Below are 21165 nucleotides of genomic sequence, written 5' to 3' on the forward strand. Positions count from 1 at the left end.
ACATGATGAATATGAAAGCGGAAATATAGATAGAGTAGTGAAATACATAGAAGAAAATTGAAACATAATCTCTTAGATGAGCTTATCAAATTTTAGATTTTCAATAATCATGGGATAAAAATAACAGGGAGGATTATAGTTTTCGGAATAAAGCCGATATATAATATTAGAAACAATAAATAATAAAGAACGGATTCAGAGAAGGAGGACAAAGGATATGTCAATGAATGTGAATACAACGGGTACTGTTTATGGAAGTTATCAGAATACCTACAAGGCAGGTACAGTAGATAAGAAAAAAGAAACAGCGAAAACAACAGAAAATGATAAGGTCAAGAAAAATGTGACAGAAAGTATAGCCGAAAAAAATCTAAGTAAAGAGGCACAAAAAATGCTTAAAGATATGCGTGGCTCAAGAACAGATATGGACTTTATGGTTGCAGATTTTGAAAATGGTGATAATGCTAAAGATATTTTAGCACAAAGTGATAAAGAGTTTACGGTTATTTTCTCAAAGGAAGAAATGGAGAAGATGGCATCCGATCCCAAATATTATGCTGAAAAGATGCATAGTATTGAAGGTGCTTTGCGTATGTCGGATGAAATCAATGCTCAGTTTGGATTTGAAAGAGCATTTGGTAAGACAAACGGAATAGAAAACAGTGCAGATACTGATACAAAAATAACAAAGTTTGGTATTTCTTTTAATAGTGATGGAACTACAACATTCTTTGCTCAATTAGAAAAAACATCAGCTAGTCAGAAAGAATATCTTGAAAAAATTCAGGAAAAGAAAGCTGCGGAGAAGAAAGAGGCGAAGAAAAAGGAACAATTAAAGCAAATTGAAGTAAAAAAAGCTACTGTTCAAGCAAATTCAAAAGATGAACTTTTGGATAAAATTAAAAATATTGAATGGAATTCTATCAAACCAGAGGATAATAAAATCGGTGGAAGATTTGATTTTTCAATTTAGTATATTTAGATGGGGATGATTACATAAAGTATGGAGGTAGATTCATTATGAGAAAACGTTTTTTTTCTATTATTGTATGTGTTGTCATGCTTTTTACAATGAATGTCACAGCTTTTGCGGCAGAAACTCAGGAAAATTATTCGGAGACGGAGAAAACAATGACATTTGAAATAACTCCGACAGCATTAACTTCTGGATCATCACGACATTCTGTTGGAATGTTAAATTCCTTTTTTGGAACAAATGATACAGTGGCAACTTCCGCTCTTGGTTCTTTTACAATCAGCAGCACATCTGTTCCGTCAGGCTCCACAATCAGTAAAATAGTGGTTACATCCACAAAAAGTAGTGGAAGTAGTGGAAACATCGAATTATTTGTTGCTAAAGATGAGGATAATGGAGATGGCACATTTGACAGATATACAGACAGCAAAAGTTGGAATAGTTCTCTTACTTTTGCAGATTTTGGCAATTATAATTTAAGCCCTGTTGGAAATTATTATGTTCAATTTGAATCTACAAGGTATTCAACGGGAACTGTTGCAGCAGCAACATTAAAAAATATTTATGTCACAGTATACTATCATTAAAATTTTATAATCCCCATTCTAAACAAGCAAAGATGTTGTTATTCAGTTAGCAGCATCTTTGCTTTTAATTGTATAATTGATATGACTATTGAGTTAGAATGACATTGATAGCGATAGAAAGCTATATATTACAGAAGCAGACTTTGATAAAAAAGCATTTGAGAGATTATATAAATTGAATATTATATAATCAGAGGTATATAGAACATGCACAGAGACACTATATTTCAATATGAAACAATGGTGCCTGACACAATAAAAACGCATAGCCAAACTTCGCTCGGTATAACTGCCTGATTGTGTCGAAATTCGTATTTTATCAATTATATCTGATAAAACTGGATTTGCGGTATTGAAAATCAGTTATAGCCGTGGTACCATATAGACAGTTTCAGAAGGGAGGCTGGTCTACATGATTAAACGAGAAATTTATATGAGCCGTATCCGTCCTTTTATCGGAAATGAGCTGATAAAGGTTCTGACAGGGATTCGCCGTAGTGGAAAATCTGTCATGCTGAGCCTGATCCAAGAGGAACTTGCCCAAAACGGGGTCCAACCAGAACAGTTTATTTCCCTGAATTTTGAGAACATGAGCAATGCACACCTTTGTACGGCTGTTGCATTGCATGATGAAATCCTTCGCAGAACAAAAGAAATCAGCGGCAAGGTTTATCTGTTCTTCGACGAAATCCAAGAGGTGGCTGATTGGGAAAAATGTATCAACTCTTTCCGGGTGGAGCTGGATTGTGATATATACATTACCGGTTCCAACGCCAAGCTGCTTTCCGGTGAGCTTGCCACTTATCTTGCCGGACGGTATGTGGAGTTCGTGATTTACCCGTTTTCATTCAGAGAGTTTATGGAGCTGTATCACACCGTTTACGAAGGTGCAGACGAAAGACAATGCTTTACAAAATATCTGACGCTGGGAGGAATGCCCTATTTGAGCAACCTTCGCTACGACGATGCCGCCAGTCGTCAGTATTTGCGGGACTTGTTCAACTCCGTAGAGCTGAAAGATATTATCAAGCGAAACAATATCCGTGATGTGGATATGCTGGAGAGAATTATTGCTTATATAACTTCCAACATCGGCACTACCTTTTCTTCCACAGCCATTTCCAAGTATCTGAAAAGTGAAGGGCGCTCCGTTTCACCAGAAACGGTACTGAACTACATCAAAGCCTGCACGGACGCATTCCTGTTTTATCAGGTGAAGCGCCAAGACCTCCAGGGAAAGAAAATCCTGACCGTCAACGAGAAATACTATGTTGCAGATCATGGTGTCCGGGAAGCCGTGTACGGTGGCAACATGAAGGACATTAACCTTGTCCTTGAAAATGTTGTCTACATGGAGCTGCTGCGCCGTGGTTATTCTGTGACTGTTGGGAAAGTCTCTGACAAGGAGATTGACTTCGTATGTGAAGATCATGGGAAAAAGCTGTATGTTCAGGTTTCCTATCTACTTGCCTCGGAGGAAACCATCCAGCGTGAGTTTGGGGCGTTTGCCGGTGTTCGTGACAATTTCCCGAAATACGTTGTAACGATGGACGAACTGGATATGAGCCGAGATGGAATCAAACACCGCAATATTCGTGACTTCCTGCTGGCAGAGGAATGGAACTGAAATGTTCTTCTTTCACCAGAAGATATGCAGAAGTTCTTCCAATGCCGAGAATGAAAAAACAATGGTGCCTGACACAATAAATATTATGATATGTCTGTATTTAACCGCTGTATAGAAACCGGGAATGTTCTCTTAATACTGGAATGTTGGCAGGATGTCCACCCGGCGCTTGTCAGTATCCCAGTGAAATGGGAATACAGCTCGCCGTATGGACTTTTGTATGCTCTGAATCCGCCGGATGATGTTATGCAGTTTGAAAACAATGGTGCCTGACACAATAAATATTGTATAAATGTCAATGCTGTTGTGGTACATGTTGTATTCTGCGTAAATGGTATTCATGTTGTGTCTCCTTTAAACCAATAAAAATATAGAAGCATTTCAATCAGTTCACAATGTCACTTTTATTTTGTGTTATACTGTTTTATATAATTTTCTTGCCCTTGTTTTTGCCCTTATCAGAGTTCGTAAACACTGGTGGGACGATATAACGCAAGGGAAACAATAAGGGAAAGCTCACCTGCGATAAACTTTGTGTTTTCAAGGGATTGAGAGATATTTGATAATAAAATATAACAGTTATTAAATCCCTTGGAATATATGAAATCTCAATTCCAGTTTGTAGAATTAAGAAAATCGGGATTTATAAAGGAGAATATTGATGAAACTATTTTTATGTTCGCACTTTTCAAGTGTAGGAAGTCTGATAAAGGAAGAAATTGAAAATAAGAAAGTCGCATTTATTCCAACAGCTTCACTGCGTGAAGGCTACACCGGTTATGTCGGCTCGGCTCGAAAATTATTCAAAAAGTTGGGAGCAATCGTAACTGAAATTGATATTTCAACGGAGGCTTATTCAACGATACAGTCTGTTTTTGAAGAAGCAGATGTGATATATTTTACCGGCGGAAATTCTTTCTTTCTTATGGACCAGCTCCGTAAAACGGGAACTGATGGACTGCTGAAAAAGGAATTGGCAAATGGAAAATTGATGATCGGCGAGTCGGCAGGCGCAATTATATGCGCTCCAAGCATCCAATATATCGAGCAAATGGATGAAAAGCCGGAGGACTACTCACAAGAAGATGATGCAGGGATTGATTTGATTGATTTCTATGTTCTTCCGCATTATCTTACAGCACCATTTAAGAAAGTTACCGAGAAAATAATGACTGAGTTTTCGGATTTGAATCTATGCCCAATTAACAACCGTCAGGGAATTGTAATTGATGGTGAAGATTCAAAGGTTATTTGCAAAGACTAATTTGAAAATTCAAGTTTGTCGAATTGAGAGTGATAACTATTTGAGGTATAAGCTATGAAACTGAAAAATATTTTGATTGTTGTTAATGATATAGAATTAGCCAAAAAATTTTATCATGATTTGTTTGGACTTGAAGTATTACTTGATAGTGATGGAAATGTAATTATGACAGAAGGGCTTGTGCTGCAGGATGAAAAAATATGGTGTGAATTTGTGAATAAAGATATTGTTCACAAAAATAATTCAATTGAGTTATATTTTGAAGAGAAAGACATAGAAGCTTTTGTCGAGAAGCTAGAGAAACTATATCCAAAAGTTGAATATGTTAACCACCTTATGACTTACAGCTGGGGGCAAAAAGTGGTTAGATTCTATGATTTAGATGGTAACTTAATAGAGGTAAGAACGCCACTGTAATGTGATATGGTTTGGTATTTCTAATAGATTACCACAAAGACAATTAAAATAATTGGGAGTATTGAAGCTGTGTTAATGATTGTAACACAGCTTTTTTTTAACTTATTTTTTAAAATAGACATATATATTATGCTAACCCGTGAATATATGTCATACTATCACCTTTTCGTGATGAAAGTGAATATGAAAGTATTTCATTGTTCCATAAATCCATAAAAAGTGTTAGTTCATAATAACTTCCCTTTAAATGAAATGCGGTCATATCACTTACAACACACTGTAAATTTTTCATTTTAGGCACTGTATTAGCAAGAGGAATTCCTTGTGCTTTCTTATAATCTGTCATGTATTTATGTGCACAGGATTCACTAAGACCATAAATCTCCATAGCCTCCTTGTATGTAATCTCATGTAAATACATACGTCGTCCTATATCCATTCTTTCTTCTAAACTGTGCTTCATGTGACACCTCCATGATTCCATTATTGTATAAGTGACTACCTTATAAAAAATGGTACTCTTATATATAAATAATGTCTACAATAATTGGGTTGGTGTCTACTTTTAGATTACCACTTCAAAAAAGCTTATACTATGGTGTGAATTACCAATATATAAAAACTGCCGCCGGATATCGCGAGGATTCCGGCGGCAGAGCTGTGTGTCTGCAGTTATTAGCGGGCACTTTTTTTATTGTAAACAGTTACACATGCGAATGTAGCAGCACAAGCAGCTAAGAGCAGGTACATGTAAACATTAACATCACCAGTTGCAGGTGATACTTCATTGTCGGTAGAAGGTTCTGTGGCTGGCTCAGTAGAAGGCTCAGTAGAAGGCTCTTCTATAGGAGCGTTCTTTGCGTCTGCAATAGCCTTAACATCAGCGGTTATATCAAATGGGTTAGTTTTACTCTCAAGAGCATAGAGGTAAGTGATGATACCCTGTAATGCATCAGGTGTTGCTGATTTGAAGTCTTCCTGACCAGTGTATGTATTAATATAAGCACCATTACCTGAAACTGATTTGAACTTATTAACAATTGAATTATATAAAACAGCAGTATTAACATCCGGATTGTTGTACTGAGCAAAGAATGCAAGGTTCATACCAGACGAATTAGTGTTGCCAGGTGTTGGATATTGAACACTATATCCTGATGTGCCATCTGTTAATATAGTCTGCTTAGAATAGTCTGCAGCACTGTCAATAGCTTTCTTTACATCAGAATCTGTATCATATAATGATGCAAAGAATGGAAATACAAATCCATTACTATCAGTTGAGTTTCCCCAGTTGTCAATACCATTACCATCAGCAGTACAAGCTGCAAGGAGAGCTGATTTGATATCAGCTAATACTTTGTCTGAGTTACTGATGGTGTCTCTGTAAGCATTAACTACTGAATATACTGAACCAATGTGATAGATATTCATGCTGTTATTGCTTAAGTCATCAACTGAAAATGTGTTGATAATTTTATCAAATTTACTGACAACATTGATTCCGTTGAAATCAGTAGCATCAATTCCTGATGCAGAAAGAATCATTATAAGATATGTATAGCTTGAAATATAATAATTCTTAGCGTTGTATCCGTTATTGATGTTTATAGTTCCATCTTCGCTAATGTTATTCTTAACGAATTCAAGATATGCAGCAAGCTGGTTAGAGCAGTCATATCCTGAACGGATTGCAAGGAACAGGTCTCTTGAAACTCCATAGAATACGCCGGTATCAGCATATGTAGAGAAATCAATACTGTTCATAAGGTAAGAAGCAGTAAGCTGGGCTTCCTGTCTTACATCGGCTGCAGCAGGAGCTGTAGCGTCTGTTGTTGTATCTGCGAAAGCTGGTACGATATTCATGCAGATTAAGCATGCAGCAACCAGAAATGCAAATATCTTTCTTTTTAATTGTTTCATGTTTTTCCTCCTTGACCACCTCTCACCAGGTGATGTGAAAATTTATAGTGCAGTAAATATCCTGACTTGCCGCTTAAGCCATTTCTTAAGCCTTCCCATGCACAGTGCCATGCTTAAGTTAAGGATGAATGTATAGCGTATTCAAAACTAAAACTGCTGCTGATTACAGTGGCATAATATAAAAAACGTGTCGGCATACAGTAGAGTGAGCTGTTATGGATTCTGACCATATTCCTTACTGCCTGATTGATTGTACCTTTATGTAGAAAATGTGTCAATTACATTTACCTTAGCTTTACATATATTTTACATAACTCCGATAGTGGATTTTACACACCAGTGTGACAATAAAATTATTGCCAAAGAAAAGATGTGGTTAAGAGAAAAATGAGGAATGATATGAAATTCACAGAAATTAAGAAAAAGTTTTTGGACTATTTTCGGGAAAAGGAGAACGGGGCAATGAGCATAAACACTAAAGAAACAACACAGAGAGGATGTTACACAAACAGGGAGTTATCATGGCTTGCATTTAATGAGAGAGTATTAAATGAAGCAGCTAATCCTAAAGTTCCACTTGCGGAAAGACTTACATTTGCATCAATATACCAGACTAATCTGGATGAATTCTTTATGGTACGCGTGGGAACTCTTATGATACAGATGCAGCTTCAGGAAAAGGAAAGAGACAATAAAACCGGAATGACAAGCGAAGAGCAGGTAAAAGCTATTCTTGATAAGGTGAGTGAGCTTGAGAAGAAAAAGGGCAGAGTGTATGAACAGCTTATGGGAGAACTTGAGACAGCCGGGATAAGAATAATTAATTTTAATAAGCTGTCTAATGATGAAGGTGCAATGCTTGAGGAATATTTTGATATGCATATAGCACCATTTCTCTCACCTATGATAATAGGACAGCAGCAGCCATTTCCTTTTCTTGCAAATAAGCAGTTATATGCAATTGTGCTTATGAAGACTAAGAAGGGTAAGAATAAAATAGGAATAGTACCTTGTTCAAACAGTGTATTTAAGAGACTTATAGAAATTCCTACAAGACCGGGAACATTTATGCTTTCTGAAGAATTGATTCTGCATTTTGTATCAAAGCTGTATGAGAAGTATGAAATACAGGAAAAATCAGTTATGAGAGTTATCAGAAATGCAGATATAGATGCTGGTTCATTTGATGACGAGGACCTTGATTACAGAAATATGATGGAACATATGGTTAAGCAGAGAAACAGGCTTAATCCGGTATGTGTACAGTTAAATAGAGAAATAAACGACAAAGCAAAGAAAAAGCTTACAGATTATCTGGAAATAGGTGCAAAACACCTGATTGAAGAGAGAACTCCACTGGATATGTCATTTGTATTCCAGCTGCAGAACGTGTTAAAGAATAAGCCTGAGCTATTTTATAAGAAAAGAGTTCCACAGCCAGGTAAAGAAATCAGTATGAATGAAAAGATAATTCCACAGATTGAGAAGAAAGATGTTGTTCTTTCATATCCATTTGAGAGTATGAGACCATTCATATCTATGCTGGAGGAAGCAGCCAGTGACCCGACTGTTGTATCAATAAAGATGACTCTTTACAGAGTTGCTGACAGAAGTAAGATAGTTGAGACTCTTATTGAAGCGGCTGAAAATGGTAAAGAGGTTATTGTTCTTGTGGAGCTGAGAGCCAGATTTGATGAGGCTAATAATATTGAAATGTCTAAGAGATTAGAAGAAGCCGGATGCCAGCTTTTATATGGTCTGGGTGATTACAAGGTACACTCAAAGTTATGCCTTATAACACGTTCGGTTAATAATACATTTTCATATATAACACAGATAGGAACAGGCAATTATAATGAAAAGACTTCCAGATTATATACCGATCTGTCACTTATTACAGCTAATCAGGAGATAGGTGCGGATGCGGCTGCAGTATTTGCTGCTTTGCAGAAGGGAGAAACGGTGGATAGTTCTAACCAGCTTCTTGTTGCACCAAACTGCCTGCAGAACAGAATTCTTTCAATGATAGATGAGCAGATTGATAAGGCAAAGAATGGTCAGGATGGATATGTTGGAGTTAAGATTAATTCCCTTACAGACAAACTTATTATTGAGAAATTAATTGAAGCTTCACAGGCAGGTGTTAAAATAGATCTTGAAGTAAGAGGAATATGCTGTATAAAGCCGGGAGTTAAAGGATATACAGATAATATCCGTGTGGTCAGTGTTGTTGGACGTTTTCTGGAACATTCAAGAATATATCGTTTTGGAAGAGGAGATGACCAGAAGATATATATTGCATCGGCAGACTTTATGACAAGAAATACCACGAGACGAGTTGAGGTTGCTGCACCTGTGCTTGATAAGCATTGTCAGGAACGCATAATTCACATATTTGATCTTATTATGCAGGATGATGAGAAAGGCAAAGAGCAGAATAGTGATGGAGTATACTGTGACAGACATATCAATAATCCTAAGATTGATTCACAGGAAACTTTATACGAAGAAAGCTATGAAGCGGCAGCCAGTGCAGAATAATTAAGAAAATGGAGGCTAACAGGTATGAAGATAGGTATGCTTACAAGTGGTGGAGACTGCCAGTCTCTTAATGCGGCAATGAGAGGTGTTGCCAAAACTTTGTATAATAATACAAATGATGTTGAAATATACGGATTTCTTGATGGTTATAAAGGAATGATTACTAAGAATTACAAACTGATGAAAGAAGAGGATTTTAGTGGGATTCTCACAGAGGGAGGAACAATTCTTGGAACTTCCAGAACACCTTTTAAATATATCAATGAGCCTGATGAGAAAGGACGCGATAAGGTTGCAGGCATGATTAAGACTTATAAGGATTTAAAACTTGACTGCCTGGTAATGCTTGGTGGAAACGGCTCGCATAAGACTGCGGCTCTTTTATCGCAGAAGGGGTTAAATGTCGTTACTCTTCCTAAGACTATTGATAATGATATAGAAGGAACTGAGATGAGTTTTGGATTTCAGTCAGCTATAGATGTTGCGACAAGAACTATTGATGAGATCCACACAACGGCAGCCTCACACAGCAGAGTGTTTATTGTCGAGATTATGGGACATAAAACAGGCTGGCTTACACTTCATTCAGGAATTGCAGGAGGGGCAGATATCATACTTATACCTGAAATTCCATATAATGTTGATGAGGTGTTGAATACAATCAGAAAGCGTGAAAAGCAGGGCAAGAAATTTACTATAATTGCAATGGCTGAGGGTGCAATATCAGATGAGGATGCAAAGCTGTCAAAGAAAGAGCTGAAAGAAAAGAGAAAGACATATACATTTCCATCAGTAGCATATCAGTTGAGTGATGAGCTGCAGAAAAAAGCCGGTCAGGAAGTAAAAGTTACAATACCGGGACATGTACAGCGCGGCGGAATTCCAAGTGCATCAGACAGAATACTTGCAACAAGAATCGGAGTTGAGGCTGCAGGACTTATATTAAGAAAAGATTATGGCAATATGGTATGCATCAAAGATGGAAAATTCTCTAAGATACCACTTGAAGAGGTTGCAGGTAAAACAAAGATGGTTAACGTAGATAATGAACTTATAAGACAGGCTGAAAGCTTAGGCATTAGTCTTGGCAGAAAGGCATAAGTGGTATATAATACAAAGCAAATGCTTCAGGAAAGAAGGGAAATGCTTTGAAGAAATCAGACAGACTAAAGATAGTTATTCTTGGAATAACTGGATTACTTATTCTTATTGGAATCGGAATATTTATATTTATAGGTCAGAGTATATGTACCATGGCTGGTGTAGGGCTTTTTGTTATTGTGTGTCTTGGAATGGTTGTTGTTGCAGGAAAAAAAGATGACCAGACAGAAACAATAGAACAGCTTAACCAGACAATATCTGAACAGAGCAGAAGGATAATGAATACTGAGGGGCAGCTTGCAAGATATAAGAGAGAACTTGCAGAGGCGACTGGTAAGAATGAAGCATAATAATTAAATATTAAGGAGATAGTCATGTTACTAGAGATTTTAAAGGCAATTCTTTTCGGTATAGTCGAAGGAATTACAGAATGGCTGCCTATAAGCAGCACAGGGCATATGATTCTGCTTGACCAGGTAGTCAAACTTAATGTATCCGCAGATTTTTATAAGATGTTTCAGGTAGTTATCCAGCTTGGAGCAATAATGGCCGTAGTTATATTATTCTGGAATAAATTGTGGCCTTTTTATATGAAGAAGACTAAGAGTGGTAAGAAAGCAGCTTGGAAAGATGGCGCACTTGCAATGTGGATTAAGATTATTATTGCATGTATTCCGGCAGCGATTGTCGGATTGATTTTCGATGATAAGATAGATGAATTATTCTATCATCCAATTCCTGTTGCTATTGCACTTATCGTTGTAGGTATAGTTTTTATAGTTGTGGAGAATGCAAAGAAAGGCAGCAGGCCAGCAATCAGAAGTATAGGTGAGATAACTTATAAGGCAGCATTAATAATAGGTCTGTTCCAGCTTATAGCAGCAGTATTTCCAGGTACATCAAGATCAGGTGCAACAATTATCGGAGCACTCATAATCGGAGTATCGAGAAGCGTTGCGGCTGAATTTACATTTTTCCTTGCAGTACCTGTAATGTTCGGAGCAAGTCTTTTAAAGATTGCTAAATATGCTGCTGTGGGAATGGCTATGACAGGAACAGAGTGGGTTGTCCTCATTGTAGGCTGCCTTGTTGCGTTCTTTGTATCAGTATTCGTAATCAAGTTCCTTATGGGATACATCAAGAAGCATGATTTCAAGGTGTTCGGTGTGTACAGAATAATTCTTGGTATAGCAGTTATTGCACTCAGCTTTGTATTGTTTTAATTCTAATACACTTCAAGGTATGAATTGTATACATAACCGCTTGTACCATTATAATCAATAAGGGTGTAATAAGCACCAACAGATGATATAGAACCGGTAGTCCCTCCTGGCACAACTGCAAAGGAGTGGCTGCCGTTTTTGTCTTTATGCATATTGACATAGGAAGCACCTGTCACACGGTAACTTTTAAGAGCAGATGTATTGGTTATGCGTCCATTTGCAAATGTATACGATGGCTGGGCGGCTGTTTCAGGCTGTGTGTTTTGGACTTCAGTCTGAACGGTTTCTGGCTCGGAGGATTCACAGGATGTTTCAGATTCTACAGTTTCTGTCTGAGTTTCAGTCACGACGGTGGATTCCTGTTTTGTTACATCCTGAGAAGAAGCAGTTTCTTTAACTGTTACAGCAGGCGTTGTTTTAGACACAGTTTCTGAACTGATATCTTTAACAGTAACTGGCTGGGTTTCAGAATTGCTGGCAGTGTGAATGTTTTTTTCAAGACCGCCACCGCCAAAACCGATGTTTTCAAAGATGACAACTCCGGTTATAATTATTACAAGATATATACATAAAAATATTTTAACAATAAGATTATTGATTTTCATTGTGACTAAAGACCTCATATTTTCTATAATAAATTAATATTAGTTCTTTTTATGGGGCAGGTCAATAAAAAAAGTGATAATCCAGAGGTGTAAAATGAACATAATAGGTCACATTTCAACAGATTTTCCAACAAAATTTGGGATTCCAAGACAGAGTGGATTGATAGAGGAATTAAAAGGTGTCATAACATTTGAACCAGAATACAGACAGCCAGAGGCTTTCAGGGGATTGGAGGATTTTTCACATATATGGGTTTTATGGCAGTTTTCCAAGTCGCAGAAGAAAACTATAGCGTCAACGGTAACTCCTCCAAGACTTGGAGGGAAAGTACGAATGGGAGTGTTTGCAACAAGGTCACCGTTCAGACCGAATGATATTGGAATGTCATGTGTGAAATTAGAGCACATAGAATATACGGCAGATAAAGGACCGGTACTATTCGTTTCAGGTGTGGATATGGTTGATGGCACGCCAATATACGATATCAAGCCGTATGTAAAATTCACAGACTCACACCCAGAGGCAAAAGAAGGATTTACGGCAGTCACTTATAACAGAAATCTTAAAGTGATATTTCCATCATACCTGCTTGCAATAATGCCGGAAAACAAACAGACAGCAGTGGTTAAAATATTAGAGCAGGACCCAAGACCGGCTTATGATACAGACGAGTCAAGGGCTTATGGGGTAACATTTTCAGGCTTTGATATCAGATTCAAGGTGCATGGGGATGTGCTGACTGTGTTTGAAGTGGTGGATATTGAGGCGGCTGGTGGATATAAGAAGGTAAAGTGAGCTGGTGTCAATTTCACTTGATAATCCAGCTAAAATGTGCTTTACTTATATGGACTAGGTAAACAATTAATGTTGCAATCAAGATTAAGGAGGAGCTATATGAGAGTTGGAATGGGATATGATGTTCATAAACTGGTTAAAGACCGTAAGCTTATCATGGGCGGAGTTGAGATTCCATATGAATTAGGTCTGCTTGGACACTCTGATGCAGATGTGCTTCTTCATGCCATTATGGATGCATTACTGGGTGCGGCTGCACTTGGAGATATAGGAAAGCATTTCCCGGATACAGATGACAGATACAAGGGAATATCAAGTATCAAGCTTCTGGAAGAGGTTGGAAAGAAGATAGATGAGGCTAATTATATTATAGAAAATATTGATGCTACTATTATTGCACAAAAGCCTAAGATGCGCCCATATATTGATGATATGAGAAAGAATATCGCAGATGCTTTAAAGATTGATGTTGACAGAGTCAATGTTAAGGCTACTACAGAAGAAGGACTTGGATTTACCGGAAGTGGAGAGGGTATTTCTTCACAGGCAATATGCTCACTTAATTCTGTTTCTAATTATATATACGGTGCGGCTGATATGACAAACTGTAGACCTGACTGTGGTGGCTGCATGGGCTGTCAGAACAAATAGAACTGACAATACATTCGCAGCTTTAATTCATATAATATAATTAAGAATAGAAAAGTCAGGATTAACAGATTATGAAATATAGAGATTATGTAAAGCAGGAAATAGCGGTAATAAAGGACAGAGACCCTGCTATTAAGTCGGATAAAGAGGTATATCTTTATCCTAGTTTTAAGGCAATACTTAAATATAGAAAAGCCCATAAGTTATATCTTAAGGGCGAATATTACAAGGCGAGAAAGATTTCACAGAAAACTGCAAGACAGACTGGAATTGAGATACATCCGGGAGCGCAGATTGGCGAAGGACTTTTTATTGACCATGGACATGGAGTTGTTATCGGAGAGACAGCTATTATCGGTAACAATGTAACACTTTATCAAGGCGTTACACTTGGAGGAACAGGCAAGGAACAGGGGAAGAGACATCCTACTCTGGGGAATAATATTATGGTAGGAGCAGGAGCAAAGATTCTTGGCTCAGTTACCATAGGTGATAACTGCAAGATTGGTGCGGGTTCTGTTGTATTAAAGGATGTGCCAGCGAATTCTACAGTGGTTGGTGTTCCAGGAAGAGTTGTTATTCAGGACAGCGTAAGACTGTTTGATGATTTAGACCAGATACATCTTCCAGATCCTGTTATGCAGGATATCGAGAACTTAAAGCAGGAGAACGCAAGACTTAAGAAGAGACTTGCACACCTTGAGAACAGCGTCAATGAAAGCCGCAGCTCGTATGATGATAACTAAAGTGTGATTATGAAAGGAAATCTGACATGAGGATTTATAATACTTTATCCAGAAGAAAAGAAGAGTTTAAGCCATTAGAAGAAGGTAAGGTTAAAATGTATGTCTGCGGACCTACTGTATACAACCTTATTCATATTGGTAACGCAAGACCTATGATTGTATTTGATACAGTAAGAAGATATCTTGAGTATAAGGGATATGATGTTAATTATGTATCTAACTTTACAGATGTAGATGACAAGATTATTAAGAAAGCTAATGAAGAAGGTGTATCTGCTGAGGAGATTTCAACAAGATACATTGCTGAATGTAAGAAGGATATGGAGGGCATGAATATTAAGCCTGCAACAACACATCCTCTTGCAACTCAGGAAATCGGCGGAATGATTGATATGATACAGACTCTTATTGACAAGGGTTATGCTTATGAAGTCAATGGAACTGTATACTACAGAACAAGAAAGTTCGCAGAATACGGAAAGTTATCTAAGAAGAATATTGACGACTTGGAGGCAGGACACAGAGATGAGGCACACAGCCTTAAGGTTACAGGTGAGGATGAGAAGGAAGACCCACTTGATTTCGTTCTCTGGAAGCCTAAGAAAGAAGGAGAGCCATCTTGGCCATCACCTTGGAGCGATGGAAGACCGGGTTGGCATATTGAATGCTCTGTTATGTCTAAGAAGTACCTTGCTGACGAAATCGATATCCATGCAGGTGGAGAGGATTTAATATTCCCTCACCATGAGAATGAGATTGCACAGTCAGAGGCAGCTAATGGAGTACCATTCTCTAAGTACTGGATGCACAATGCATTTCTTAATATTGATAACAAGAAGATGTCTAAGTCTTTAGGCAATTTCTTTACAGTAAGAGATATAAGCAGGGAATATGACCTTGAAGTGTTAAGATTCTTCATGTTAAGCGCACATTACCGCAATCCTGTTAATTTCAGCCATGACCTTATGGAATCAGCAAAGAACGGATTAGACAGAATCTTAACTGCAGTTGATAATTTAAGACATCTGTCAGAGAATGCCAAAGATGTTCCAATGACAGAGGATGAGAAGAAGATAATAGCTTCTATAGATGACATTTATAAGAAATTCGAAGATTCAATGGATGATGATTTCAATACAGCAGACGCAATATCAGCTATATTTGAACTTGTAAAGCTTGCTAACTCTAATTCAAGCTCAGACAATTCCAAGGAATACATCGATACTCTTATGAAGAAGATTACAACTCTCACAGATATTCTTGGACTTAAGACAGACAAGAAGGAAGAAATGCTTGATGAGGATATAGAGGCACTTATTGCCGAGAGACAGCAGGCAAGAAAAGATAAGAATTTTGCAAGAGCTGATGAAATTCGAGATGAGTTATTAGCAAAGGGAATTGTTCTTAAGGATACAAGAGAGGGCGTAAGATGGAGCAGAGCCTAGATAACGACCTTGTAAAATGCATATATGAAGGTCTGGATATGAAGCATACAGAGCCTTCGCAGTTATCACCTCTTGTTCTTGCATATATCGGGGACAGCATATATGACCTTGTCATTAAGACATGGGTTATAGAGCAGGGCAATATGCAGGTTAATAAGCTTAACAAGAAAACGAGCAGTATTGTTAAGGCAGAATCACAATCTGCCATGATAGGTGTAATAGAGCCAATGCTCAGTGAACATGAGGAAGCTGTGTATAAGAGAGGACGTAATGCAAAGTCATACACATCTGCCAAGAATGCAAGCATTGGAGATTACAGAAGAGCAACGGGTTTTGAGGCTCTTATGGGATATCTGTATCTTAGCGGGCAGTATGAGAGGATGATGGAACTGGTTAAAGCGGGACTGGAAAGCCTTGAGATAAAGTAGAGCCGGTAAAGCAGAATCCATATCTGTAATGGATAACTGGATTCTGCTTTGTTAATATAAGGAGAAATATATGAGATATAATGAATTAACATTTCAGGGGAGAAATGCTGTATTAGAGGCATTCCGCTCTGGTAAAACTATTGATAAGCTTTTTATTCTTGACGGCTGTCAGGATGGACCAATAAAGAGTATTGTCAGAGAAGCAAAGAAAACAGATGCAATTATCAATTATGTTGATAAGGAAAGACTCGACAGACTTGCAGGAACAGGACATCATCAGGGAGTTGTTGCCATTGGCGCAGCTTATGAATATGCAGAGGTTGAGGATATACTTGCAGCAGCTAAGGAAAAGGGAGAAGATCCATTTATATTCATTCTTGATGAGATAGAGGATCCTCACAATCTTGGTGCTATTATAAGAACTGCCAACCTTGCAGGTGCACATGGAGTTATTATTCCTAAGAGAAGAGCTGTCGGACTTACAGCAACTGTAGCTAAGACATCAGCAGGCGCGATTAATTACACACCTGTAGCTAAGGTTACTAATATTTCACAGACAATCGAGGAACTTAAGAAGCAGGGACTCTGGTTTGTATGCGCTGATATGGGCGGGGAGACAATGTATAATCTTAATCTCAAAGGACCTATCGGCCTTGTTATAGGTAATGAGGGCAATGGAGTAAGCCGTCTTGTTAAGGACAAATGTGATTTCATCGCATCAATTCCTATGAAGGGTGATATTGATTCTTTAAATGCCTCAGTTGCAGCAGGTGTTCTTGCATACGAAATAGTCCGTCAGAGACTTAATTAGGGAGTTTTTTTATGAAGCATATGGAAGAGTATCCTGATGAAGAGCTTATTGATATGTACAGGGCAGGTAATGAGCAGGCAATTGAGTACATATTTGAGAGATATAAGTATATAGTGCGAAAGAAAGCAAAAGCCATGTTTCTTGCCGGAGGAGACAGTGATGATTTAATCCAGGAGGGAATGATAGGCCTTTATAAGGCTGTCCGTGACTATGATAAGCAAAAGGATGCTTCTTTCATGACATTTGCAGGAATGTGCATAAACAGGCAGATTCTTAATGCGGTTACAGCTTCTAACAGAAAGAAGAATACACCACTTAATACATATGTTTCTTTTGATGAGCCGGTCAATCCAGAAGATGATTCTCAGGTAAAGCTGGTGGATGTACTAAAGTCTGATAAGGAACAGAATCCGGAAAGACTTTTTATTGATCAGGAAAATGCTGAAAGTTTAGAAGATAAATTATACAGTGTGTTAAGTGATTTTGAAAAAAATGTGCTGGAATTATATATGTCTGGCAAAGATTATATAGCTATTGCGCAGATGCTTGATAAGCCGCCAAAATCTATAGATAATGCTATACAAAGGATAAGGAATAAAGTTGACAAAATAACCAACCTATAATATTATGAATAGGTGTGTTAAGACACATGCTATTGTAGCTCAGGGGTAGAGCACTTCATTGGTAATGAAGAGGTCACGGGTTCAATTCCCGTCAATAGCTTAATTTAATGTTTGTGTTTTTTAAAACAGATTGGAGGACGCTATGGTAAAAGCTATTGTAGGTGCTAACTGGGGTGATGAAGGAAAGGGTAAGATTACTGATATGCTTGCCGAAGAATCAGACATCATCGTAAGATTCCAGGGAGGAGCTAATGCGGGACATACTATTATTAATGATTATGGAAAGTTCGCGCTTCATCTTTTACCTTCTGGAGTTTTCTATAACCATACAACAAGTGTCATTGGCAACGGCGTAGCTCTTAATATTCCATATCTTGTTAAGGAATTAAAGAGCCTTACAGACCGTAATGTACCAATGCCTAAGATTCTTGTATCAGACAGGGCACAGATTCTTATGCCTTATCATGTTGCATTTGATACATATGAAGAAGCAAGACTTGCTGGTAAATCATTTGGTTCTACCAAGTCAGGTATTGCTCCATTCTATTCAGATAAGTATGCTAAGATTGGTTTCCAGGTTAATGAATTATTCGGAGACGAGCAGGAACTTAAGGAAAAGATTGCTAATGTATGTACATTAAAGAATGTTATGCTTGAGCATCTCTATCATCAGCCACTTCTTAATGAAGAAGAGATATTCAATACTCTTATGGAATATAAAGAGATGGTTGAGCCATATGTATGTGATACATCAGCATTTTTACATCAGGCACTTAAAGACGGAAAGAAGATTTTACTTGAGGGTCAGTTAGGTTCTCTTAAGGATACTGACCATGGTATATATCCAATGGTAACTTCATCATCAACATTAGCTCCTTATGGTGCTATTGGTGCTGGTATTCCGGCTGCATCAATTACAGATGTTGTTACAGTTGTTAAGGCATATTCTTCAGCAGTTGGTGCCGGAGCATTTGTAAGCGAAATCTTTGGTGATGAGGCAGATGAACTCAGACGCAGAGGTGGAGACGGTGGTGAATTCGGAGCTACTACAGGACGTCCTAGAAGAATGGGATGGTTCGATGCAGTTGCTACACGTTATGGCGTAAGAATGCAGGGAACAACAGAGGTTGCTCTTACAGTTCTTGATGTACTTGGATATCTTGATGAGATTCCAATGTGTGTTGGATATGAGATAGATGGAAAGATTACTAAGGATTTCCCAACTACTCCACAGCTTGAGAAGGCTAAGCCGGTATTAAAGACTATGCCAGGCTGGAAGTCAGATATCAGAGGAATTACTAACTATGAAGAACTTCCTGTTGAGTGCCGTAACTATATTGAGGCTATTGAGCAGGAAATTGAAGCCCCTATCACAATGGTATCTAATGGCCCTGGAAGACATGAGATTATCCACAGAAAGAGTAAATTTTCTAAATAATAATATTTAACATTACCGTATCTGCAGTACAACAGTTTTGCAGATACGGTCTTTTTATAGGTAATTGAAGGTAAATCCCTCTCCTCACCTGAGGGGAATGTGCTTACAATAAGCACATGGATTTTGCTTCGCAAAACAAGGAGGGAAATATGAAGTTTAATAAATATTTTGACCACACTGACTTAAAGCCGGAAGCGACTAAGGATGATATACGTACATTATGTGAAGAAGCAAAAAAGTATAATTTTGCATCAGTATGCGTTAATGGAATATATACAGCATTTGCAAAAGAATGTCTTTCCGGAAGTGATGTTAAGACATGTGTTGTTGTTGGATTTCCGCTGGGAGCTATGAGTACAGACGTAAAGGCTTATGAGACTAAGAAAGCCGTAGAAGATGGTGCGGATGAGATTGATATGGTTATTCCTGTAGGACTTCTTAAAGCAGGTGAATATGATGCTGTGTATGAGGATATTAAGGCAGTAAGGGATGCATGTGCAGGAAAAGCTTTAAAGGTTATATTCGAGAACTGTCTTCTGACTGATGAGGAGAAGATTAAGGCGTGCGAACTGTCTGTTAAGGCAGGAGCTGATTATGTCAAGACTTCAACAGGATTCTCTACAGGAGGTGCAACAATAAGTGATGTTGCACTTATGAAAGCCCATGTGGAAGGAAAGTGTAAGGTTAAAGCGGCAGGCGGAATAAGAGATTACAACACAGCAGCTGCCATGATAGATGCCGGAGCTGACAGGCTTGGAACAAGCGCTACAATTAAGATTATGGAAGGAAGGCAGTAAAATTACTGCTTATTCCTTCCTGAAAGAATCTTGTATACAAGTGTCATTGCATATATTACAACAGGAAATACAATGTCTGTGAAGAGCAGACCTGTAAATACTTTATGACATGCCTCATTGTCTATGAATGCAAGTATTAAAGTGGCGATTATCATTATGCCCCAGAGTATGACTGCAGTTAATGCAGCAAATCGTTTTAATCGTTTCATGAATAAGACCTCCAATGTCAGATACTTAATAATATACATTACATTGGCATGCCGCTCAAGTTATTTATAAAAATGTTGCGTAACAGATAAAAAATGTTATAATTAAATGAGGCATGGAGGCCGATGTAACTATTAGGAAACAGAATCAATAGACAAGGAGGTATGCATATGTCAATTAATGCTTATAATGCCAGTACAATATCAGCATTGTTCGCAGGACTCAATAATTCGTCTAGTGGAACATCATTGTCATATGGCATTGATTTTACAACTTATAATTCAATAAAGAATGGCTCTTATAGCAAACTGATGAGGAAGTATTACAGCAATAAGGCTTCTGAATCAACGGATGGTGCGACTGCCAATAAGAATACCGGTAAGGTACAGAGTATTGATATACAGAAGAATAATGCGACGGTAAACAGAGACAACGCAGCATCACTTGTGGATTCAGCATCAGAACTTAAGAAGTACTCTCTGTGGTCTAAAGTTGATAAGACAGATAAAGATGGCAATACAGCTAAAGAATATGATACTGATAAGATTGCAAAGGCAGTATCTTCATTTGTTAAGAATTATAATTCTTTAGTATCATCTACAGCAGATTCTTCAAGCAGATATGTGCTTAACAGTGCATCTAATATGGTGAATTATACAAGGGTTAATGCTGATCTTCTTAAGAAGATTGGTATATCTGTCGGCTCAGATAATAAGCTGACGGTAGACGAGGATAAGTTAAAGGCTTCAGATATGGCTGTGGTTAAGTCGGTATTCAAGGATTCCGGCTCATTTGGACAGACAATATCTGCCAAGGCTTCAACTATATATGGTAATGCAGTATCACAGTTATCAGAATTATCTACTAAGAATTCTTATACATCTAATGGACTGTATTCATACTCATCTGGTTATACATACAACCAGTACACATAATTAATATTTTGAAAGGTAACAATC

At 37.8% G+C, this 21165-nt stretch carries 23 protein-coding genes, 1 tRNA gene, 1 pseudogene and 1 riboswitch; of the genes and pseudogenes, 21 read left to right on the top strand and 4 right to left on the bottom strand.

From position 1 onward, the window contains the following. Window positions 1-217 precede the first annotated feature (217 nt). From GKE48_RS13240 to GKE48_RS13265, 6 genes and pseudogenes are all read left to right on the top strand, one after another. Complete coding sequence (locus GKE48_RS13240) at window positions 218-973, top strand: DUF6033 family protein (protein WP_171029228.1); 756 nt, start codon at window positions 218-220, stop codon at window positions 971-973. Between the two features lie 47 nt (window positions 974-1020). After that, window positions 1021-1563 carry a hypothetical protein gene (locus GKE48_RS13245; RefSeq protein WP_008116573.1) on the top strand — a complete coding sequence of 181 codons (543 nt, stop codon included), beginning with the start codon at window positions 1021-1023 and terminating at the stop codon, window positions 1561-1563. A gap of 412 nt (window positions 1564-1975) precedes the next feature. Beyond that, window positions 1976-3190, top strand: a complete 1215-nt coding sequence (locus tag GKE48_RS13250; protein ID WP_008116575.1) for an ATP-binding protein — start codon at window positions 1976-1978, stop codon at window positions 3188-3190. Window positions 3191-3268: 78 nt separating this feature from the next. Then, a pseudogene (locus tag GKE48_RS15125) lies at window positions 3269-3463 on the top strand (LysR family transcriptional regulator); the annotation flags it as partial. Window positions 3464-3851: 388 nt separating this feature from the next. After that, the gene (locus GKE48_RS13260; RefSeq protein ID WP_007888235.1) at window positions 3852-4454 is read left to right on the top strand and encodes a Type 1 glutamine amidotransferase-like domain-containing protein; all 603 of its coding nucleotides are present in this window, start codon (window positions 3852-3854) and stop codon (window positions 4452-4454) included. Between the two features lie 54 nt (window positions 4455-4508). Next, window positions 4509-4871 (top strand): VOC family protein, encoded by a 363-nt coding sequence (locus GKE48_RS13265; protein ID WP_118148682.1) that lies wholly within the window; start codon window positions 4509-4511, stop codon window positions 4869-4871. Window positions 4872-4998: 127 nt separating this feature from the next. Here GKE48_RS13265 and GKE48_RS14690 read toward each other — a convergent pair whose 3' ends face one another. Then, a complete protein-coding gene (locus tag GKE48_RS14690; protein ID WP_206671579.1) occupies window positions 4999-5334 on the bottom strand; it encodes a hypothetical protein in 336 nt (111 codons plus the stop codon). Between the two features lie 212 nt (window positions 5335-5546). Next, complete coding sequence (locus tag GKE48_RS13275) at window positions 5547-6794, bottom strand: hypothetical protein (protein WP_154301303.1); 1248 nt, start codon at window positions 6792-6794, stop codon at window positions 5547-5549. 34 nt (window positions 6795-6828) lie between these two features. After that, window positions 6829-7069, bottom strand: a riboswitch (cobalamin riboswitch). A 187-nt stretch (window positions 7070-7256) separates the two neighbouring features. Between GKE48_RS13275 and ppk1 the strand changes: the two genes are divergently transcribed. The 4 genes from ppk1 to GKE48_RS13295 are packed head-to-tail and all read left to right on the top strand — an operon-like array spanning window position 7257 to window position 11659. Beyond that, a complete protein-coding gene (gene ppk1 / locus GKE48_RS13280) occupies window positions 7257-9335 on the top strand; it encodes a polyphosphate kinase 1 (protein WP_154301340.1) in 2079 nt (692 codons plus the stop codon). A 24-nt stretch (window positions 9336-9359) separates the two neighbouring features. Beyond that, window positions 9360-10436: a 6-phosphofructokinase gene (locus GKE48_RS13285; RefSeq protein WP_154301304.1), complete on the top strand. Its 1077-nt coding sequence runs from the start codon at window positions 9360-9362 to the stop codon at window positions 10434-10436. Window positions 10437-10483: 47 nt separating this feature from the next. Then, window positions 10484-10786, top strand: coding sequence for a hypothetical protein (locus tag GKE48_RS13290; RefSeq protein ID WP_154301305.1), 303 nt, complete (start codon window positions 10484-10486; stop codon window positions 10784-10786). 24 nt (window positions 10787-10810) lie between these two features. Beyond that, window positions 10811-11659: an undecaprenyl-diphosphate phosphatase gene (locus GKE48_RS13295; RefSeq protein WP_154301306.1), complete on the top strand. Its 849-nt coding sequence runs from the start codon at window positions 10811-10813 to the stop codon at window positions 11657-11659. A 2-nt stretch (window positions 11660-11661) separates the two neighbouring features. Here the strand turns inward: GKE48_RS13295 and GKE48_RS13300 are convergent, their stop codons facing one another. Beyond that, complete coding sequence (locus GKE48_RS13300) at window positions 11662-12264, bottom strand: hypothetical protein (protein WP_022098807.1); 603 nt, start codon at window positions 12262-12264, stop codon at window positions 11662-11664. A 94-nt stretch (window positions 12265-12358) separates the two neighbouring features. Between GKE48_RS13300 and tsaA the strand changes: the two genes are divergently transcribed. The 10 genes from tsaA to deoC all read left to right on the top strand — a co-directional run bounded on the left by tsaA (window position 12359) and on the right by deoC (window position 19999). Then, a complete protein-coding gene (tsaA, locus tag GKE48_RS13305) occupies window positions 12359-13060 on the top strand; it encodes a tRNA (N6-threonylcarbamoyladenosine(37)-N6)-methyltransferase TrmO (RefSeq protein WP_154301307.1) in 702 nt (233 codons plus the stop codon). A gap of 99 nt (window positions 13061-13159) precedes the next feature. After that, window positions 13160-13711, top strand: a complete 552-nt coding sequence (gene ispF / locus GKE48_RS13310) for a 2-C-methyl-D-erythritol 2,4-cyclodiphosphate synthase (protein WP_055288207.1) — start codon at window positions 13160-13162, stop codon at window positions 13709-13711. Between the two features lie 71 nt (window positions 13712-13782). After that, window positions 13783-14457: a serine O-acetyltransferase gene (gene cysE / locus GKE48_RS13315; RefSeq protein ID WP_012738739.1), complete on the top strand. Its 675-nt coding sequence runs from the start codon at window positions 13783-13785 to the stop codon at window positions 14455-14457. A gap of 26 nt (window positions 14458-14483) precedes the next feature. Then, window positions 14484-15902, top strand: coding sequence for a cysteine--tRNA ligase (cysS, locus tag GKE48_RS13320; protein ID WP_022098803.1), 1419 nt, complete (start codon window positions 14484-14486; stop codon window positions 15900-15902). After that, entirely contained in the window at window positions 15887-16330 is a 444-nt protein-coding gene (locus GKE48_RS13325) for a Mini-ribonuclease 3 (RefSeq protein WP_154301308.1), read from the top strand. Before cysS ends, GKE48_RS13325 begins: the two co-directional genes overlap by 16 nt. A 70-nt stretch (window positions 16331-16400) precedes the next feature. Next, entirely contained in the window at window positions 16401-17141 is a 741-nt protein-coding gene (gene rlmB, locus GKE48_RS13330; protein WP_022098802.1) for a 23S rRNA (guanosine(2251)-2'-O)-methyltransferase RlmB, read from the top strand. Between the two features lie 11 nt (window positions 17142-17152). Beyond that, complete coding sequence (gene sigH / locus GKE48_RS13335; RefSeq protein WP_118148678.1) at window positions 17153-17764, top strand: RNA polymerase sporulation sigma factor SigH; 612 nt, start codon at window positions 17153-17155, stop codon at window positions 17762-17764. A 28-nt stretch (window positions 17765-17792) separates the two neighbouring features. Beyond that, window positions 17793-17864: transfer RNA gene (locus GKE48_RS13340), tRNA-Thr, on the top strand. 42 nt (window positions 17865-17906) lie between these two features. Further along, entirely contained in the window at window positions 17907-19202 is a 1296-nt protein-coding gene (locus tag GKE48_RS13345) for an adenylosuccinate synthase (protein ID WP_055215745.1), read from the top strand. A gap of 149 nt (window positions 19203-19351) precedes the next feature. Further along, window positions 19352-19999, top strand: a complete 648-nt coding sequence (gene deoC, locus GKE48_RS13350; protein ID WP_154301309.1) for a deoxyribose-phosphate aldolase — start codon at window positions 19352-19354, stop codon at window positions 19997-19999. Window positions 20000-20001: 2 nt separating this feature from the next. On the opposite strand, the gene GKE48_RS13355 is transcribed toward deoC, so the two are convergent. Further along, window positions 20002-20208 carry a hypothetical protein gene (locus GKE48_RS13355; RefSeq protein ID WP_022098798.1) on the bottom strand — a complete coding sequence of 69 codons (207 nt, stop codon included), beginning with the start codon at window positions 20206-20208 and terminating at the stop codon, window positions 20002-20004. 168 nt (window positions 20209-20376) lie between these two features. Between GKE48_RS13355 and GKE48_RS13360 the strand changes: the two genes are divergently transcribed. Continuing rightward, window positions 20377-21141 (top strand): hypothetical protein, encoded by a 765-nt coding sequence (locus tag GKE48_RS13360; protein ID WP_055215743.1) that lies wholly within the window; start codon window positions 20377-20379, stop codon window positions 21139-21141. Window positions 21142-21165 lie beyond the last annotated feature (24 nt).

The organism is Lachnospira eligens, from assembly GCF_009680455.1.
Lineage (GTDB): Bacteria > Bacillota > Clostridia > Lachnospirales > Lachnospiraceae > Lachnospira > Lachnospira eligens_A.

What these genes read in the sequence shown, in the direction of transcription:
- GKE48_RS13240 (WP_171029228.1), top strand. Translation starts at nt 218, where the DNA reads ATGTCAATGAATGTGAATACAACGGGTACTGTTTATGGAAGTTATCAG.
- GKE48_RS13245 (WP_008116573.1), top strand. Translation starts at nt 1,021, where the DNA reads ATGAGAAAACGTTTTTTTTCTATTATTGTATGTGTTGTCATGCTTTTT.
- GKE48_RS13250 (WP_008116575.1), top strand. Translation starts at nt 1,976, where the DNA reads ATGATTAAACGAGAAATTTATATGAGCCGTATCCGTCCTTTTATCGGA.
- GKE48_RS13260 (WP_007888235.1), top strand. Translation starts at nt 3,852, where the DNA reads ATGAAACTATTTTTATGTTCGCACTTTTCAAGTGTAGGAAGTCTGATA.
- GKE48_RS13265 (WP_118148682.1), top strand. Translation starts at nt 4,509, where the DNA reads ATGAAACTGAAAAATATTTTGATTGTTGTTAATGATATAGAATTAGCC.
- GKE48_RS14690 (WP_206671579.1), bottom strand. Translation starts at nt 5,334, where the DNA reads ATGAAGCACAGTTTAGAAGAAAGAATGGATATAGGACGACGTATGTAT.
- GKE48_RS13275 (WP_154301303.1), bottom strand. Translation starts at nt 6,794, where the DNA reads ATGAAACAATTAAAAAGAAAGATATTTGCATTTCTGGTTGCTGCATGC.
- ppk1 (WP_154301340.1), top strand. Translation starts at nt 7,257, where the DNA reads ATGAGCATAAACACTAAAGAAACAACACAGAGAGGATGTTACACAAAC.
- GKE48_RS13285 (WP_154301304.1), top strand. Translation starts at nt 9,360, where the DNA reads ATGAAGATAGGTATGCTTACAAGTGGTGGAGACTGCCAGTCTCTTAAT.
- GKE48_RS13295 (WP_154301306.1), top strand. Translation starts at nt 10,811, where the DNA reads ATGTTACTAGAGATTTTAAAGGCAATTCTTTTCGGTATAGTCGAAGGA.
- GKE48_RS13300 (WP_022098807.1), bottom strand. Translation starts at nt 12,264, where the DNA reads ATGAAAATCAATAATCTTATTGTTAAAATATTTTTATGTATATATCTT.
- tsaA (WP_154301307.1), top strand. Translation starts at nt 12,359, where the DNA reads ATGAACATAATAGGTCACATTTCAACAGATTTTCCAACAAAATTTGGG.
- ispF (WP_055288207.1), top strand. Translation starts at nt 13,160, where the DNA reads ATGAGAGTTGGAATGGGATATGATGTTCATAAACTGGTTAAAGACCGT.
- cysE (WP_012738739.1), top strand. Translation starts at nt 13,783, where the DNA reads ATGAAATATAGAGATTATGTAAAGCAGGAAATAGCGGTAATAAAGGAC.
- cysS (WP_022098803.1), top strand. Translation starts at nt 14,484, where the DNA reads ATGAGGATTTATAATACTTTATCCAGAAGAAAAGAAGAGTTTAAGCCA.
- GKE48_RS13325 (WP_154301308.1), top strand. Translation starts at nt 15,887, where the DNA reads ATGGAGCAGAGCCTAGATAACGACCTTGTAAAATGCATATATGAAGGT.
- rlmB (WP_022098802.1), top strand. Translation starts at nt 16,401, where the DNA reads ATGAGATATAATGAATTAACATTTCAGGGGAGAAATGCTGTATTAGAG.
- sigH (WP_118148678.1), top strand. Translation starts at nt 17,153, where the DNA reads ATGAAGCATATGGAAGAGTATCCTGATGAAGAGCTTATTGATATGTAC.
- GKE48_RS13345 (WP_055215745.1), top strand. Translation starts at nt 17,907, where the DNA reads ATGGTAAAAGCTATTGTAGGTGCTAACTGGGGTGATGAAGGAAAGGGT.
- deoC (WP_154301309.1), top strand. Translation starts at nt 19,352, where the DNA reads ATGAAGTTTAATAAATATTTTGACCACACTGACTTAAAGCCGGAAGCG.
- GKE48_RS13355 (WP_022098798.1), bottom strand. Translation starts at nt 20,208, where the DNA reads ATGAAACGATTAAAACGATTTGCTGCATTAACTGCAGTCATACTCTGG.
- GKE48_RS13360 (WP_055215743.1), top strand. Translation starts at nt 20,377, where the DNA reads ATGTCAATTAATGCTTATAATGCCAGTACAATATCAGCATTGTTCGCA.